The organism is Streptomyces sp. BF23-19 (assembly GCF_041106355.1).
GTDB classification, from domain to species: domain Bacteria; phylum Actinomycetota; class Actinomycetes; order Streptomycetales; family Streptomycetaceae; genus Streptomyces; species Streptomyces virginiae_A.
In genome coordinates, this window is record NZ_JBGBPT010000065.1 from 1 (window position 1) to 15,887 (window position 15,887).

Annotated in this window: 12 protein-coding genes; 7 read left to right on the forward strand and 5 right to left on the reverse strand. The window is 67.0% G+C overall.

Annotated elements, in window-relative coordinates:
• Positions 1–680: 680 nt before the first annotated feature.
• Both AB8A24_RS30190 and AB8A24_RS30195 read left to right on the forward strand, forming a co-directional pair.
• Entirely contained in the window at positions 681–2,153 is a 1,473-nt protein-coding gene (locus AB8A24_RS30190) for a hypothetical protein (RefSeq protein WP_328960776.1), read from the forward strand.
• Positions 2,150–2,848: a hypothetical protein gene (locus AB8A24_RS30195; RefSeq protein ID WP_328960775.1), complete on the forward strand. Its 699-nt coding sequence runs from the start codon at positions 2,150–2,152 to the stop codon at positions 2,846–2,848. The genes AB8A24_RS30190 and AB8A24_RS30195 overlap by 4 nt, the downstream gene beginning before the upstream one ends.
• A 28-nt stretch (positions 2,849–2,876) precedes the next feature.
• On the opposite strand, the gene AB8A24_RS30200 is transcribed toward AB8A24_RS30195, so the two are convergent.
• From AB8A24_RS30200 to AB8A24_RS30210, 3 genes are all read right to left on the reverse strand, one after another.
• The gene (locus AB8A24_RS30200; protein ID WP_328960774.1) at positions 2,877–3,395 is read right to left on the reverse strand and encodes a hypothetical protein; all 519 of its coding nucleotides are present in this window, start codon (positions 3,393–3,395) and stop codon (positions 2,877–2,879) included.
• 327 nt (positions 3,396–3,722) lie between these two features.
• Positions 3,723–4,664, reverse strand: coding sequence for a restriction endonuclease (locus tag AB8A24_RS30205; protein ID WP_328960773.1), 942 nt, complete (start codon positions 4,662–4,664; stop codon positions 3,723–3,725).
• A 422-nt stretch (positions 4,665–5,086) separates the two neighbouring features.
• Positions 5,087–5,485 (reverse strand): hypothetical protein, encoded by a 399-nt coding sequence (locus AB8A24_RS30210; RefSeq protein WP_369478081.1) that lies wholly within the window; start codon positions 5,483–5,485, stop codon positions 5,087–5,089.
• A 55-nt stretch (positions 5,486–5,540) separates the two neighbouring features.
• Between AB8A24_RS30210 and AB8A24_RS30215 the strand changes: the two genes are divergently transcribed.
• The 3 genes from AB8A24_RS30215 to AB8A24_RS30225 all read left to right on the forward strand — a co-directional run bounded on the left by AB8A24_RS30215 (position 5,541) and on the right by AB8A24_RS30225 (position 8,930).
• A complete protein-coding gene (locus tag AB8A24_RS30215) occupies positions 5,541–6,590 on the forward strand; it encodes a PucR family transcriptional regulator (RefSeq protein ID WP_369478104.1) in 1,050 nt (349 codons plus the stop codon).
• A gap of 195 nt (positions 6,591–6,785) precedes the next feature.
• Positions 6,786–7,295, forward strand: coding sequence for a hypothetical protein (locus AB8A24_RS30220; protein ID WP_266481381.1), 510 nt, complete (start codon positions 6,786–6,788; stop codon positions 7,293–7,295).
• Positions 7,296–7,403: 108 nt separating this feature from the next.
• Positions 7,404–8,930, forward strand: coding sequence for an SPFH domain-containing protein (locus tag AB8A24_RS30225; protein WP_328960770.1), 1,527 nt, complete (start codon positions 7,404–7,406; stop codon positions 8,928–8,930).
• 52 nt (positions 8,931–8,982) lie between these two features.
• Here the strand turns inward: AB8A24_RS30225 and AB8A24_RS30230 are convergent, their stop codons facing one another.
• Entirely contained in the window at positions 8,983–10,470 is a 1,488-nt protein-coding gene (locus AB8A24_RS30230) for a SulP family inorganic anion transporter (RefSeq protein WP_369478082.1), read from the reverse strand.
• Between the two features lie 352 nt (positions 10,471–10,822).
• Between AB8A24_RS30230 and AB8A24_RS30235 the strand changes: the two genes are divergently transcribed.
• Complete coding sequence (locus AB8A24_RS30235) at positions 10,823–12,115, forward strand: DUF5933 domain-containing protein (RefSeq protein ID WP_328965800.1); 1,293 nt, start codon at positions 10,823–10,825, stop codon at positions 12,113–12,115.
• 98 nt (positions 12,116–12,213) lie between these two features.
• Positions 12,214–12,861, forward strand: a complete 648-nt coding sequence (locus AB8A24_RS30240) for a GNAT family protein (protein WP_328960768.1) — start codon at positions 12,214–12,216, stop codon at positions 12,859–12,861.
• A gap of 142 nt (positions 12,862–13,003) precedes the next feature.
• On the opposite strand, the gene AB8A24_RS30245 is transcribed toward AB8A24_RS30240, so the two are convergent.
• On the reverse strand, positions 13,004–15,853 hold the full coding sequence (locus AB8A24_RS30245; RefSeq protein WP_328960767.1) for a M4 family metallopeptidase: 2,850 nt from the start codon (positions 15,851–15,853) through the stop codon (positions 13,004–13,006).
• Between the last annotated feature and the right edge of the window lie 34 nt (positions 15,854–15,887).

Here is a 15,887-nt window from a genome sequence, read left to right on the forward strand (position 1 = left end):
GTGCTCACGCCATCACGAACGGCCGAATCGTCACACCGGTCACGGCTGACCAGAGGACTTCAACAAGATCCTGTTACGAGCTCTTACAGGTGCGGGGGCTTATCGTTCGACACGAATCCCTTGCAGATAGCCACCTTTGTAGGTCCCTGGTGGTGGATACCTAGTTACGGCAGGAGCTTCCTTAGGGCGATTCCTGGGGTCATCCATCCATCGCGACCAGGCCAGCACTTTCGGGCTAAGGCGGTACTTGGCTGCTTCCGCAAGTAGTTCCTCAGAGTATTGCTGGCTGGTCACAGCATGAGTTGACGTCTCGGGTGCAGCATCTGCTGTCTCACTGGCCGTATCGGGATCTTGAGAATGTGAGAAATCGTCGGAACCGAGTTGGCGCTCATGGAAATAACGCGGATTGACCACGAATACCACCACCACAATTGGATCAGTGGATGACTTGACTGATTCAGACGCCCCGTCACTGGCTGGTGTTCTCTGCCGATCTCCCTCCTTCATGATACTTGAAACTCTCCCTTTAGTGTAACTCTCTGTAGTGATGTATGCAACAAGGAAAGAGGTTCCATCTGCCCGATCGGGTGAATTTTGTACCTGAAGTGGCCGAGTGTAAGTTACTGCCCTCGTTCGAGGGGAAGCCTCATCGAAAATCTGTTATCCGCAGGAGTGAACACGTGTGCAATGAGTGCTCCTCGGGCGGAGCGGACAAGTTCGATGAGAGCGATGCAGAAGCCATCGCAGTTCTCTTGCTGAAAGACCCGAAATGGCGGGTGCGTGCGGTGGAGAGAATCGACCTCACGAGTGCGAGCTGGTGTGATCGCCGGCGATCCGTTCATGTGAAGGCGCTTGAATCTTTCCTTCCTTCGGAGTTTGTGAGCGGGCGTAAGAGGGCTCGCCTTTATGTTCCGATTGGAAGCTTCCCTAAAGGGCCGCTGCTCGATTTTAGCGTGAGTGTGGCGGGAGCCCCGGCCTTCTTGCTGCCACGCAATGAACACGCTCGAATTCATGTGGAATATGTAAAATTCCTCGCTGCTCAAGCGGGTATTACGGTAAGGCCGAGTCTTGAGTCGCTACTCGCAGCCATCTTCGGATTCGCCTCGAATCCATGGGAAGTGTTTTTGCAGTCAGAGTCGAACCCATCTAAAGGGGTAATTAATAGTCTGCTGTGTAATTACTTCAAGAAAAATGGCCTACCAGGCTGGAATGGGGGGCCTGTTGCGGTCGAGGTCGTCGAAACATGGGCCTCGGCTGTAGATGCGATTCAGAAGCTGGTGCGGGAGCGAGCGCCAGAGAATGTGCTAAGTGCGGCCGAGAATCCACTTCTCGCCCTGCCTCATCTCGAACCACACTTGCTGCCTAATCCCCAAACGGTTGTAGATCTCCTTTCGGAGCTGAAAGACTTCCTTACGGCGGTATGGGTGAAATCCGCATCCCCAACTCCAGATACGTCCAAGGGGGCATCGAACCAGCTCCTGGATTTCTATGCGTCGAGCGGGAATCACTGGAGCGCGATCGCGGAGTGCACCGTTCCCCTCCTTGAACCATTCATGATTAAAACTTCAGAACGGAGATCGCTTGGTCTTAAGTCTGGCCACATGGCTAGCCAAAAGGTCTCGAAGCAGCTTGTGACCTTCAATGACGCCTACTCGAACCATGTGAGTGTTCGGGTGCTCGACACGAACGTTGAGGTTGTCTCTCCGCAGGCAACGGTTCTTGATGAAAAGCGGGATCCAATCGACCTAACGCCGGACTATAAGCGAGCTACGCCAGAATTGCTGTCGTTCTATGATGCAGATCCTCACCGCCCGGCTCGGATCTGGCTAAACCTTCCCCTTCAAGCGAGCCTACCGGCACGAGTAAGCCGACTCGTCATCCTCACATTGACAGTAACAGCCTTGGTTGCCTTCTGCTTCTTTGTATTCAACTGGCTCGGAGTTGGGGGAAGTCAGGCGATGACAGGAGCAGATATTGCTGTCATCCTCGTTCCGTCTGCCATTGCAGCCTCCTTGCTCATTGTGCGGGAGGTTTCGACGCTCAGTACTGAAATCAACAAGGGGTGGACTCTCGCTACGGGCGGAGTGCTCATGGTTCTGTGGTTTTCGACCCTGATTGCCTACGGTCTGAGTGCCATCAACTGGGGAAAGTGAACAGCATGGTGCAAACTGCGGATGAGAAGAACGACAAGATCGACCGGAATCTGTCAGGTGTAGCAACGACCCTGGCTGGTGTCTTCGTCGCGATCGCCGGCGTAGGAACAGCGTTCGGGTTGACGCAGGACTCCTTGCTGACAGCCGTAAACAACGATACCTTGCGGTTTCTCGGAGTGGCTGCTCTTGCGCTTCTTGCCATTGGTATGAGCATTTGGTCCCTATTTCAGGGGGCAGACGCAACCGGGAACCGCAGGCAAAGCCTCATGCTCGGCCTCGGCGTCTTCTTCTACCTTGGCTCCTTGCTCCTTGCTATCACCGGAGTCGCAGAGTATGCAACGGGCAATGGACGGCCGAACGTAACTAAGCTGTCGATCGTGCCGGGATCGCCAAAAAAGGTCAGCTTCACGGTGCATGCCGATGGAGTCCAAGGCAGCAAAATGCTCATCGTAGAGGCTGAAGCGTTTGATGGAGAAAAGACGTTGAACGGTGGCGTGCTCTTCCGAAGCGTCCTGCATGCTGACGGCAACGGTGACATTGAGCAGTCAATCGAGTTCGTAATGGAACGCAACGACGCTACGCGGCTGACAATCCGGGCTTTTCCGGACCACGGGGACAAGGATGGTCCGACATGCGAATCCAGCACCACTCATGACAAGCTGGGGTGTGCAACGGTCTTCTTCTCAAAGTCGTAGTCAACCCCAAAATGGCTACCTTGGTGGGTCAAGCTGTCTCGCATAGAGCGAATATGGCAGCTTGCCCGACAGTAGCCTCAGTTCTTTCTGCTGTTGCCATGGAGCGGGCAAGGTCGGCTACGCGGTATTGCAGTGTGGGATTACCGCCAAAGTTGATCAACGCAGATCTTGCTTGTTCTGTAAGTTCTTCCTTTTCGAGAACCTCGGCGCCGTCCTTAAGTGCACAGCCGCGTGCTACAACGGTACGGGCGTCATTCATGTCCAGGTCGGACAGGGCTCCCGCGGCGATAGAGCTTATGCTCTCGTTGACATCGGCGGTGAAATCATCAGCCTGCGGTGGAATAACTATCTCGTGGGCAGGGGTGGTCAGAACCCTCGTGCCGTCTGACTCGACATCAAGAGTACGAACAGTTCTCCCTATGCTCCGCCCTGCGTCATCCAGTAATGATGCAGAAGAAGAACCAGGGCATTGAGGAGCCAAAACAGCCACCGCAGCCGTGAGCAAGGCTGGGGCAATGACGCGGCGGATTTTGGTGGGAGACATCATGGGGATCAACTCCCAACTTCATCCCGTTGCTTCCAGCCTGACACGGCAGAGGCAACGACACATCTCGACTCCCTCTTCACGTAGAGCCACGAGCGCGAGCCTCAGTGCTGATCGTTCCGAGGATGCTCTGGTCAAGCACGACCAGCAGCGGCGGTCCAGATAGAAGCCGATCGTCTCCGCCAGTGATCGACACTAAGCTTGCTGTCAGCCCGTGCCGGACTGGAGTGTGCGGGATAGGCCTGGGTGCCCCCGCTCCGGCGGGGACGCAGTACGACCCGGGCCGCAGCGCCCCGGGTGGCTCTCGTGTGACCCATCCGGGGCCTACGCTCACTCGGAGCCGGAGAAGATCTTGGACACCGGCAAGTAGCAGTGTCCCGTCTGACTGGCATGACCCTTCTTGCGGTCCAGGAGGTCGTCCAGCCTGATGCGCTGGTCGAGGACGGCCATGAAGTCGCTGCCGTCCATGGTGATGAAGGGTGTGCTGTAGCTGTAGGCGGCCAGGGCATCGGCGCTATAGCCGCTCATGCTGACGTAGAGCCCAAGCGTGTTCTTGCCCTTGCGCTCGATGTTGGCCTTGAACACGTCAAGCTGCCTGCGGCCGATGGCCTCCTTCCACCACTTGGCTTCGAGCACGTAGTGGTCCGTGTTGAAGGAGAAGGCGCCATCGATCTGTTCATGATCGAGGCTGTAGGACGCCCGCGGCTCCAGGTCGTACAGCGCAAACAGCTCGTTGATGAAGCCCTCGAAGGCGGTTCCCCGCTTGTGTGGGTCGCCGGCTGAGTGCATCAAGAGGAATCGCTGCTTCAGATCCTCGTGAGACTGGGCGAACGCCCGTCCGTCCTGAGCCTTCTTGGCGCTCTCAGTGATGGCAGCGGTATGTGCTTCGTGCTCTTGGATGACCTCTTGTTGTTTGGCCGTCCAGCGACGCAACTCCGTCACAGCCGCTGCGGCCTTGGCCACCATGTCGTCGCCGTCGACCTGGTTCATCAGGTTCGGGAAGGTATCCATGGCGGTGATGTCGAGCATCAGCGCGATGGTCAGATCGAGGTAGCGAACTTCGTTGGCTCGCAGGAGGTTGACCACCTGGCCGGACACTTCACGTTTGGTGGCCCCGAAGTCCAGCCGTGCCAACAGCTCGCTGTGGTCTTGCGGCATCCCTCGGAGGTACAGCTCAAACGGCTTCTTGTTCCAGAAGATCAGCGTCAGGGCCTCAACGAGAGCCAGGTACGCGCTGGGGTTAACCGTCTTCTTGCGAGCACCGTTGTGCATCCGTCCCCCTCCTGCGGGCCACCACTCAAGGTCACCGGGCAGTAACGGTAGCGCGGCGCAGGCTGATGATCTGCCCCTACGAGCAGATTCGATGCGCCGGTCCGCGATGCCACTGGAGGGCCCTGTAAATCAACGAGGCATGCGCAACACTGCGGATGATCAAGTAGCCGATCGGCGCGCATGCCGGCTTCCTAGAAGCTCAGGTGCCCTCGTGGGGCACACCAGGACTGAGCCCCGACGTGTCACCGGTTTGTCACACACCCCAGCCTGCACCCCGGGAGACAACCCTCTGACCTGGACGTTTGCCAGGCTGTGTGGACTGGACGGACGAGAACGACTGGGCGTCGGCTACTGGGGGTCAAGGGGTCGCAGGTTCAAATCCTGTCGTCCCGACTCGAAAGAGTCGCAGATCAGGGGGCGCTTCAGAGAGATCTGAAGCGGCCCCTGACTCGTTTTCGGGCCTCCGGGTGGGCCGTGTGCGGCACGGCCTCCTCGTGGGCGATGGTGCCTGCCGTGACGTGGGCGTTGATACCGGCTTCGAGGGTCTGCATGCCGTCACGGTGGCTGGTCGAGATCATGTTGCGGATCGCCGACGTGCCCACCAGGACCTCGAAGGCGGCCACCCGGCCCCGCCGCTGCGGGGGATGCGGGTCCGGTTGAGGGCGCCGGACCGGAGTGTGCGCCAATTGCAGCCGGGTCTGCGGCTGTTGCCCGGCCGGGAAGACGTCCACGATGCGGTCCGGCGTCTGCGACGCGTCGTTGGTGTGCAGGGTGGCGAGCACCAGGTGCCTGGTCTCGGCGCCGCCTGGTGCACGTGTCACCCTGGTCCCGAGTCGACGGCGGGTGACGGTGCGCGTCGGGATCGGGGGGAAGAACGTGGCGGACCGGGAGACACCGGAGGATCGGCTCGGCGGATACGCCGACGTACTGCGGCAGGCGAGCGCCACGGGACGTCGCCTCACCCGGACCGAGCTGGAGTCCCGCCGCGCCCAGGGGCAGCTGGCGGCCGAGACGGGCCTACCGTTGCGCGGGCTCATACGGGACCACCTGGCGGCCGCCCAGAGCGTCCGGACGCGATCGCAGGCGCCGTTGCTGGCCTTGGTCGAACAGGCGGTGGACGCGTTCGTCGAGGGGTACGAGCGGTCCCAGCGCCAGGCGGTCCGTCAGGAGGAGTCGGCCCGGCGCGAGTTCATCGACGACCTGCTGTACGGGCGCAGCGGGCTGGGCCTGCTGGCGGAACGGGCCGAACGGTTCGGGCTGCGCCTGTCGCAGGCCCACGCGGTGGCCGTGGCCGCCGGCCCCGAACCGTACGGGGACGGCTACCCCGTGGCGCGCCGCATCGAGGAGGCGGTCCTCGGCCGGTTCGGGAACCGGCACGTCCTGCTGGCCACCAAGGACGGCAGCCTCATCTGCGTGGCGCCCGGCGACCAGCCCGATGTCCTGGCCTACTTCGCCAAGCAGGCACACGCGGCGACGGACGGCGGGCGGGTCGCCATCGGCCGCTCGCACCCGGGCCCCGGCGGGGTCGTCCACTCGTACGAGGAGGCCCTCAACGCCCTCGATCTCGCCGAGCGGATGGGCCTGGAGGGGCCGGTGCTGCATGCCAGTGACCTCCTGGTCTACCCGGTCCTCAGCCGCGACCGGCAAGCCATGGCCGACCTCGTGGAGAGTGTCCTGGGCCCGCTCCACCAGGCACGCGGCGGCCACAAGCCCCTGCTGGACACCCTCATCGCCTACTTCGACAGCGGCTGCGTGGCCACGGAGGCCGCCCGCCGGCTCTCGCTGAGCGTGCGCGCCCTGACGTACCGGCTCGGGCGCATCCACACCCTCACCGGTGCGGACCCGGCGGACCCGGCGGACCGGTACACCCTCCAGACCGCGGTGATCGGCTCACGGCTGCTGGGCTGGCCCGACGCCACGGCCTGACCCCGACCCCGCGCCACCGAGAGGGGGAAGCCGCCGACGTTCGATGTCCCGGTGCCACCGACCGCCGGGACACGCTTCCGCACCACGGCGTCAAAGAAGCGTAAAGATTGCCGGAGGCAGGCAATGTGCGGCACCTCCGTGCGCCGGCACGATGCCCTTGTCCGGCGGTGATGCCGGCCGAGTGGGGAGGTGCTCATGGACTTGTTTCTGGGTCTCGGCATCGGGGGAATCGTCCTGCTGGCCGCCTCGCTGGTGTTCGACGGGGTCCTCGAAGGTGTCTTCGACGGTGCCCTGGACGGACTGTTCGACGGGTGGCTGTCGCTCCCGGTGATCGCGGGCTTCGTCTCGATGCTCGGTTTCACGGGGGCGATCGTGCTCGGGACCACGGGTCTCGGGCCGGGAGCGGCAGCCGCCGCCGGGGCCGTGGCCGGTGCGGGGGCCGGCTGGTCGACGTACCGGCTGAGCCTGGCCCTCGCCCGGGACGGCAGCGGGGCCGCCCCGCGCCACGGCGAGCTCGTCGGGTCGGCCGGGACCGTGGTCACCGCCATCCCCGCGGGCGGGTACGGCGAGGTCATGCTGCGGCTGGGCGGTCAGCCGGTCAAGTACGCCGCGACCGCCGACGGGCCGGTCGCCCTCGGGGCCGAGGTGTGGGTGACGGCGACACCGTCATCGACGTCGGTCGGCGTGCGCGCCGTCGAACGCTGACCCGAGCTCAGCGCCGAGCTCGGCGCCGACCTCAGCGCCTACCCGAGCGCCTCACCTTCACATCCACCACCGATCTGCCCTCGTGAGCGCGGGCAGGGGGGATCCACCATGAGTTCAGTCGTCGTTCCGGTCGTGGGAGTGGTCGTACTCCTCGTGCTGCTCGCACTGGTCGTCGTCACCCGCTACAAGGTCGCCGGTCCCAGCGAGGCCTTCCTCATCACGGGCCGACGCGGCAAGAAGTCCACCGATCCGGCCACCGGACAGATCTTCACCGACACCAGCGGTCAGAAGGTCGTGGTCGGCGGCGGGGTGTTCGTCGTGCCCTTCGTCCAGCAGCGCTACACCCTCGACCTGTCCAGCCGGCACATCCCGATCGCCGTGCGCGGAGCGGTCACGCTGCGCGGCATCAAGGCGAACCTCGAAGGCGTGGCGATCGTCAAGGTCGGCGGCAACGAGGACGCCATCCGCGCCGCCGCCCAGCGTTTCCTCCAGCAGCAGGACGGCATCGTCGGCTTCACCCAGGAGGTGCTCTCCGGTGCGCTGCGGGCCATCGTCGGCCGGATGTCGGTCGAGGACATCATCCGTGACCGGGCCGCCTTCGCCGGGCAGGTGGCGGAGGAGGCCGAGGCCAGCCTCTCCGGGCAGGGCCTGGTCCTGGACGCCTTCCAGATCCAGGACATCACCACCGAGGGCTCCTACCTGGAGGACCTCGGCCGCCCCGAGGCCGCCCGTGCCAAGCAGGAGGCCGACATCGCCGAGGCCAACGCCCGCCGGGCCGCCGAACAGGCCCGGCTGAAGGCCGAGGAGGAGATCGCGGTCGCGCAGCGCACCCTGTACCTGCGCCAGGCCGAGATCAAGGCCGAGACCGACGCCGCGGCCGCCCGGGCGAACGCCGCCGGCCCGCTGGCCGACGCCGACCGGCAGCAGCAGATCCTGGCCGAGCAGGAGAAGGTGGCCGAACGGCAGGCCGCGCTGACCGATCGACAGCTGGACACCGAGGTCCGCAAGCCGGCCGATGCCCGGCGCTACCAGGCGGAGCAGGAGGCCGAGGCGCTGCGCGTGGCCCGCGTGAAGCAGGCCGAGGCCGAGCGCCTCGCCGCCATCGCCGCCGCCCAGGCGGAGGCCGAGCGGGCCCGTCTGACGGGTGAGGGCGAGAAGCAGCGTCGCTCCGCCCTCGCCGAGGCCGAGGCCATCGAGGGCGCCAAGCGCGGTGAGGCCGAACGCGCCCGCCGTGCGGCCATCGCCGAAGCGGTACGGCTGGAGGGCGACGCGGAGGCGGCGGCGATCGCGGCCAAGGGCGCGGCCGAGGCCGGGGCGATGCAGAAGAAGGCCGACGCCTTCGAGAGCTACGGTGACGCGGCGATGGTCCAGATGCTGGTCGAGGTGCTCCCGCAGGTGGTCGCCAAGGCGGCCGAACCGCTCGGCGCCATCGACAAGATGACCGTCATCTCCACCGACGGCGCGAACCGGCTGTCCCGTACCGTCGCCGAGAACGTCGCCCAGGGCATGGAGCTGATCGGCTCCACCACGGGCGTCGACCTGACCCAGCTCCTCAAGGGCCTCGCCGCGAGCAGGTCGGCGACGTCCACCCCCGAGCCGGTCCCGGTCAACGGCAAGATCGCGATCAGCGACTGACGTAGGGCGTGGCCCTCGCCACCGGCCGACCGCGACTCCCGAAGATCCGCGGTCAGCCGGTGGCGGCCAGTTCGCCGCTGAGGGTCCGGTGCAGACGGGCGCTGGGCTCGTTCAGCCCGGTGATCCGGACGCTCTTGCCGCGCTGTGCGTACCGGTGCTCGATCGCGTCCAGCGCGGCGACCGAGGAGGCGTCCCAGATGTGCGCGGCGGACAGGTCGATGACGACCTCGGCGGGGTCGCCCGCGTAGTCGAAGCGGCCCACGAGCTCATTGGAGAAGGCGAAGAACAGCTCTCCGGTCACGGTGTAGACGACCCGGCCGCCGTCCGGGTCGGTGACCGCGGTGACGTCGGCGAGCGTGGCGACCCGCTTGGCGAAGACGACCACCGCCGTGACGGATCCCACCACGACGCCCACCGCGAGGTTGTGGGTGGCGACCACGCAGGCCACGGTCAGCACCATGACGGTGATCTCGCCCGCCGGCATCCGTCGGAGCGTCGCGGGCGCGACGGAATGCCAGTCGAAGGTCGCGAAGCAGACCATGACCATGACGGCGACCAGGGCGGCCATCGGGATGTCGGAGACGACCGGGCCGAAGACGATGCACAGCACCATCAGGAACACGCCCGCGAGGAAGGTGGAGAGCCGGGTCCGGGCGCCGGAGACCTTCACGTTGATCATGGTCTGGCCGATCATCGCGCAGCCGCCCATACCGCCGAGGAAGCCGGTCACGATGTTCGCGACGCCCTGCCCGACGGACTCCCGGGTCTTGGAGGACCGGGTGTCGGTGATCTCGTCGACCAGCTTCGCCGTCATCAGGGACTCCATCAGCCCGACGAGTGCCATGGCGAAGGCGTACGGGGCGACCGTGGTCAGCGTGTCGAGCGTGAACGGTACGTCGGGCAGCCCGGGGACCGGGAGCGAGGAGGGCAGCGCGCCCTTGTCCCCGACGGTCGGTACCGCGATGCCCGCGGCGACGGTGATCACCGTGAGGACGACGATCGCCACCAGCGGGGCCGGCACGGCGGTGGTGATCCTCGGGAACAGCACCGTGAGCGCCAGTCCGGCCGCCAGCAGCGGGTAGACGGCCCACGGCACGTTCCGCAGCTCCGGCACCTGGGCCATGAAGACCAGGATGGCGAGCGAGTTGACGAAGCCGACCATCACCGAGCGCGGGATGAACCGCATCAGCTTGCCCACGCCCAGCAGGCCGAGCGCGATCTGGAACACCCCGGCCAGGATCACCGCCGCGACCAGGTACCCGAACCCGTGCTCCCGGTTCAGCGGTGCGATCACCAGGGCCACCGCACCGGTGGCGGCGGAGATCATCGCGGGCCGCCCGCCGACGACGGAGATGGTGACGGCCATGGTGAACGAGGCGAACAGGCCGATCGCCGGATCCACCCCGGCGATGATCGAGAACGAGATCGCCTCCGGGATCAGCGCCAGGGCGACCACCAGCCCGCCCAGCGCCTCGGTGCGCAGCACCTTCGGCGAAAGCCAGGACGGGCGGAAGCCGCGCAGTCGCGCGGATATGGACACAGCGGAGTGGGACAAGGGGAGCAGACCTGTCGGACGGGCGTACGGGGAGAGGGAACGACCCAAGGTACAGCGCGGTCCCGGGTCGCCCGTCACCCGTCACGCGCTCGTAGGACGCCGACACCCGGCGGAGCGGAACTCTCCGCTCAGGTCACCCCGACCACGGCAGGTACCCGGGCGAACCGTCCGGTGCACCCACGCTCAATCAAACCTGCCCACTCCGTTAACATGTTCGACCTGACAATGTTCACGTTGGACCACGATAAGCGGCCGGAAATTGACATCAACGATATCGCGGGTTCTCTCTCGAATAGGCGACGGCACTAGCCCCGCCGGGCGGCCTCGACCGCGGGCCCTGCTCTGGGCCGTGGTCAGCGTGATCGCCGTCGGATTCCTCGTCGCACTGGAGCTGGCCGCGCGCTGGTACGACGTACCGGGCCCGATCACCGCCCAGGCACGAGAGGTGATTTTCGCCCCCAAGTCGGGGACCGTGCTGTACGCCAGCATGGCGCTGATGATGGTGGTGCTCACCTGGCGACAGCGGTTCATCGGGCTCGCCGCCGCGATCGGCATCGACCTCGTCCTCTGGCTCGTACGGTGGGCGCTCGGCGCCCAGATGATGTTCGGCACCGGCGCACTGTGGGTGACCTTGGCCTGGGCCGTCATCGCCGTCACGCGCCGGACCGGCAGCGAGCGCCTCCTGCTGCTCAAAGGCGTGGGACTGGCCCTGCTGCTGGTGACCGGCCGCAAGACCGGCTACACCTGGCTGTTCATCACCTCCGAGACCCGCCCGACGGTGCTCGACCAGTACGTGGCGACCGCCGACCACGCGCTGGGCAACCCGTCGTGGGTGGTGGGCCGGATCGTCGAGGCCACCGGCACGGTCGGCTTCCGCGTCCTGGAGTTCGTCTACATCCAGCTCGCGGTGGCCGCGGTCGCCGTCGCGCTGTACCAGCTGCGCCACGTGGCGACCCTGCGCCGCTTCCCGAGCCACCACCTGGTGCGCACCTTCCTGGTCATCGGCCTGCTCGGGCCCGGCATCTACATGATCTTCCCGGTGGTCGGGCCGATCTTCGCGTACGGCGCCGACGGCGGACAGTGGGCGATGGCCGACCTCTGGCCGAACACGCCGCCGCCGCTCGGTGCCCCCGGCCCGATGCCCTTCGACGAGTTCACCCCGCGCAACTGCATGCCCAGCCTGCACACGGCATGGGCCACCGCGATCTTCATCCATTCCCGCAAGGCCCCGCGGGCGCTGCGCTACGCCGGCACCTTCTGGCTGATCGCCACGCTCGGCGCCACGCTGGGCTTCGGCTACCACTACGGCGCGGACATCATCGCCGGTGTGGTCTTCACGGTCACGATCGAGACGGGGCTGCGCTCGCTCGCCCGCGGCTGGGACCGGCCCGGCGTCCTGCTGACCGGCTACGGCTTCGCGGTGTTCGTCGCGTACCTGGTCTCGTACCGCTATCTGTCGACGCAGCTGGCCGCGTACCCGTGGGTGTTCGGGCCGCTGCTGCTCCTGGCGATGGGCTCGGTGATCTACGGCTACGTCCGGACCACCAGGCTGTGGGAACGCCAGGACGCGGCCGCCGCGGGAGCGCGGGTGCCGGAACCACGACGCGAGCCGCAGCCCGAACTGGTGTGAGCGCGCGGGGTGCCCGGACCGGCCGACCCCGCCGTGCCCGCGCCGGGCGAATTCCGGTGGAGCCGATGATCGGCGCCGAGTAGGGTCGGCCCGTCGTGATGGACCGGGGGACGGGCGGGTCGGGCATGGAGCGGGCGAACGCGTCGGCGGAACTCGTGGGGGAGCGGGTCCGACTGGAGCCGCTGGAGCCGCGGCACCACGACCCACTGTGCGAGGCGGTCCGGGACGGCAGCCTGTGGGAGCTCGTGGTGACGACCGTCCCACACCCGGACGACGTCCGCGGTTTCATCGAGGACGCGATGACGGCCCGCGCCGAGGGCACGCAGATCCCCTACGCGACCGTGGACGCGGCGACGGGCCGGGTCGTCGGCTCGACCCGACTGATGACGATCAACACCGCACAGCGGCGGCTGGAGATCGGCTGGACCTTTCTCGCGCGGTCCTGGCAGGGAACCGGCGTCAACACCGAGGCGAAGGCGCTGATGCTGACGCACGCCTTCGAGACGATGGAGATGAACCGCGTCGAGCTGCTCACCGATGTACGGAACGCGAGGTCACGGGCGGCGATCGCCGGACTGGGCGCCACGCACGAGGGGGTGCTGCGACAGCACATGGTCATGCGGGACGGCTGGATCCGCGACACGGCGGTGTACAGCATCACCCGGCCGGAATGGCCGCGGGTGAAGAGCGCGCTGGAGGCACGCCGGGCGGGCCGGCTCGGCGCGCGCACCGCAGCGTCCGGATGATCGGCGTCGCCGACGGAGTGGACACCGGCGGCCGGCAACACCGTCAAGGCCGCCGCGACCGCGGTGAGCGGGTCCGGCACGATCGGGGCACGCGGACGGGGCCGACGGTACAGCTGTCGGCCCCGTCGCTCGGCGGGAGGGATCAGCAGGTGCCGGCCGGCCGCTCCCGGACCACCAGGTCGGTGGAGCCGGTGGTCGCGTCCAGCCAGGTGACCTGGCGGCCGGAGCCTGCCGCCGGGTAGCTCTGCTCACCGCGGTTGCAGGAGACCCGTTCGCGGCGGGAGCCGTCGGTGGTCAGCTGCCACAGCTTGGGCAGCGACTCGTTGCGGTAGCGCGTGTCGGGCGTCTGGGCGACGAGGGTCAGCGCGTCCTGCGAGACCGTCAGGTCGGAGGCGACGAAGGCGCCCGGCTTGTGCTCGCTGCTGACGATGAAGGCGCCGCGGCCGTCCAGGCCGGAGCTGATGACCGACGTCAGACCGCCGTCGCTCTCGTCGGTGTCGGCCAGCCAGAACACGTTCTTGCCGTTGATACCGGTCTGGCCGAGGCTCACCGGCTCGTCGAGCTGCTCCGTCATGACCGCCTTGCCGGTGACGAGGTCGACGACCTCCACGCCCAGCCGGTAGGAACCGCCCTCCGGGTAGAGCTTCGCGTAGGCGATCTTGTTGTCACTGATGGAGGGGAGAGCGGTCAGGGTGTTCCACCTCTTCCCGTCGGTGAAGACCGGGGCCTTGTCGGTGGGGCGCAGGTAGCCGACGTGCCGGCCGCCGAGGATGTCGTACTCCTCGAACACGACCGTGTTCTTCTCCACCCGCAGGCCCCCGACGCCGGTCACGGAGCTGTACAGGGTCTTGATCGGGCCGCCCGCCACGGGGCGGGAGAGGACGTCGACCGAGGTCGGGCCGTACGCCGTCCACACCACGGTCTTGCCGTCCGTCGCCGGGGCGGTGTGGTAGCGGCCGTCGTTGGGGCTGATCACCTTCGGGGCGCCCTTGCCGTCCAGGCGGCCGGCGTACACCGAGTAGGGCTCGGAGCCGTCGTCGTTGGACTTGGACGCCGTCCACCAGCCGCCGCCCGCACCCACTCCGGAGTCGGTGGTGTTCAGCTTGCCGAAGAGGGTGTCGGTGTCGACGCCGAGGGCCTGCTCCCAACCGGGGACGATGCCATGGGCGTTGAACGACCGCTTGACCGCGTTCTGCTGGCCGGCGGTCGCGCCCAGCGCCTTGGCCGCCGCGAGCACCGCGCCCCGGGCCTCGGTGAACCCGTCGATCGGCGTCATGTACTCGGTGACGGCCTTGTACACGATCTTGTCCGCCAGGGCGCCGCCCAGGTCCTCGCGCATGTCCCACAGCGCGCCGGAGAAGATCGTCGAGTTCAGGTGCACGCCGCCGTTGTCGGTGGCGAACGAGACGCCCAGGAAGCTCTTCGAGGTGGTGGCCCCGTCGTTGAGGTCGCGCAGGGCGCATTCGGCGGCGGCCTTCGTGCGGCACAGGTCCTCGCCGATCAGGCCGGCGGTCGGATCGCCCATCGGCGTCCCGTTCGCGGTGACGTCGATCGCGTTGCCGAAGTAGTCGGCCAGGGCCTCGTTCAGGGCGCCGGACTGGCCCGCGTAGACCAGGTTCGCCGTGTGCTCGATGACGCCGTGGGTCATCTCGTGGCCGACGACGTCCGTATCGGCCGACATCGGCTTGAACTCCGTGTCCCCGATGCCGTAGACCATCTTGGTCCCGTCCCAGAACGCGTTGGCGTAGGGCTGGCCGTAGTACGTCACGCCGACCAGGGAGTTGACGGCCCCGCCGTTCCCGTCGAGGCTGTCGCGCCCGAGGTTCTTCTTGTAGAAGTCGTAGACCTGGCCCGCGTTCCAGTGGGCGTCCACGGCTCCCGAGTCCGTCGCCGCGGCACCGAAGGAGGTGGTCGGGGAGGAGAACATCGTGATGCCGGAGGGCCACCTGCCCGAGGTCTCCGACACCGACTTGCCGCGGGCGTCCCACGTGGACAGCAGGCTCTTGCTCGTGGCGCGCATCCGGCCCGCGTCCGCGAGGAGGTAGCTGCCGGCCGCCGGGTCGTAGGCGATGTCCAGCGAGGCCGCGGCGCCGCTGAGTCGGGCTCCGGAACCGGTTTCCGGGACCAGGTTCGCGGGAGCGGCCGGCGGGCCGGCCGCCGTCGGGCTCTCGGTGAACTCACCGGCCGCCGGGGCCGCGGGGGCCGCCATCGTCTTCAGCGCGCTGTACTGGAGCGCCGGGTAGCCCGAGCGGGCGTCCACGTACACCTCGTCCACGACCGGTGCCCCGGTGCCGGGCGCGGTGCCGCGCACGGTGACGCGGTAGGCGAGGACGCCGGCCCCCTTGGGCAGGACGACGAGCCCCTTGGCCTCACCGGTCATGCCGGTGGCCGCCGGATCACCGGACTCGGACCGCGGTGCCTGGCCCTTGTCGAGGGCCGCTCCCAGCCGGCGGGCCGTGGCGGCCACCGCGCGGCGGACCGCGACGTCCTCGGTGACCTGGGGGGTCACCTCGGTGCTGAGAGCGGTGAAGTAGTGCCCCGAGGTGCCGGTGACCACGCGCTTGCCGTCCTGCTTCTGCATGCGCACGACGTACTGGCCGCCCAGGACGGGGACACCGCGATGCTTCTGCTGCAGCCGGACCGTCTCGTCCTTGGACCCGGTGGTCGTCGCCGTCAGGGGGACGAGGTCGCTGCCCGCCCGGGGGATCTTGTAGCGGCTCTTGTTCGCGGCGAGGTGCTGCCGTGCCGCGTCGGCCGGGGCGGCCTTGGCGTCCACGGGCTCCCGTATGTCCTCGACGAGCACCGGGGTCGCGGTTCCCTGGCCGGGTAAGGCGTTCGAGGGGCCGGGGTCCGAGGCCCACGCCGGCGACGCCTGCAAGGTCATTGCGGCGGCCAGCAGAACCGCGATCGCTCCGGCGGAGCGGAGGTCTTTCCGCCATATCTGTCGTGCGGCAGGGGTGGATGCCGTCGAACCTGCGCTGAGCTCGGGCAAGGGGTCTCCTCAACCATGAGTGCCTGATGCATTG

What these genes read in the sequence shown, in the direction of transcription:
- AB8A24_RS30200 (WP_328960774.1), bottom strand. Translation starts at nt 3,395, where the DNA reads ATGATGTCTCCCACCAAAATCCGCCGCGTCATTGCCCCAGCCTTGCTC.
- AB8A24_RS30205 (WP_328960773.1), bottom strand. Translation starts at nt 4,664, where the DNA reads ATGCACAACGGTGCTCGCAAGAAGACGGTTAACCCCAGCGCGTACCTG.
- AB8A24_RS30225 (WP_328960770.1), top strand. Translation starts at nt 7,404, where the DNA reads ATGAGTTCAGTCGTCGTTCCGGTCGTGGGAGTGGTCGTACTCCTCGTG.
- AB8A24_RS30240 (WP_328960768.1), top strand. Translation starts at nt 12,214, where the DNA reads ATGGACCGGGGGACGGGCGGGTCGGGCATGGAGCGGGCGAACGCGTCG.
- AB8A24_RS30220 (WP_266481381.1), top strand. Translation starts at nt 6,786, where the DNA reads ATGGACTTGTTTCTGGGTCTCGGCATCGGGGGAATCGTCCTGCTGGCC.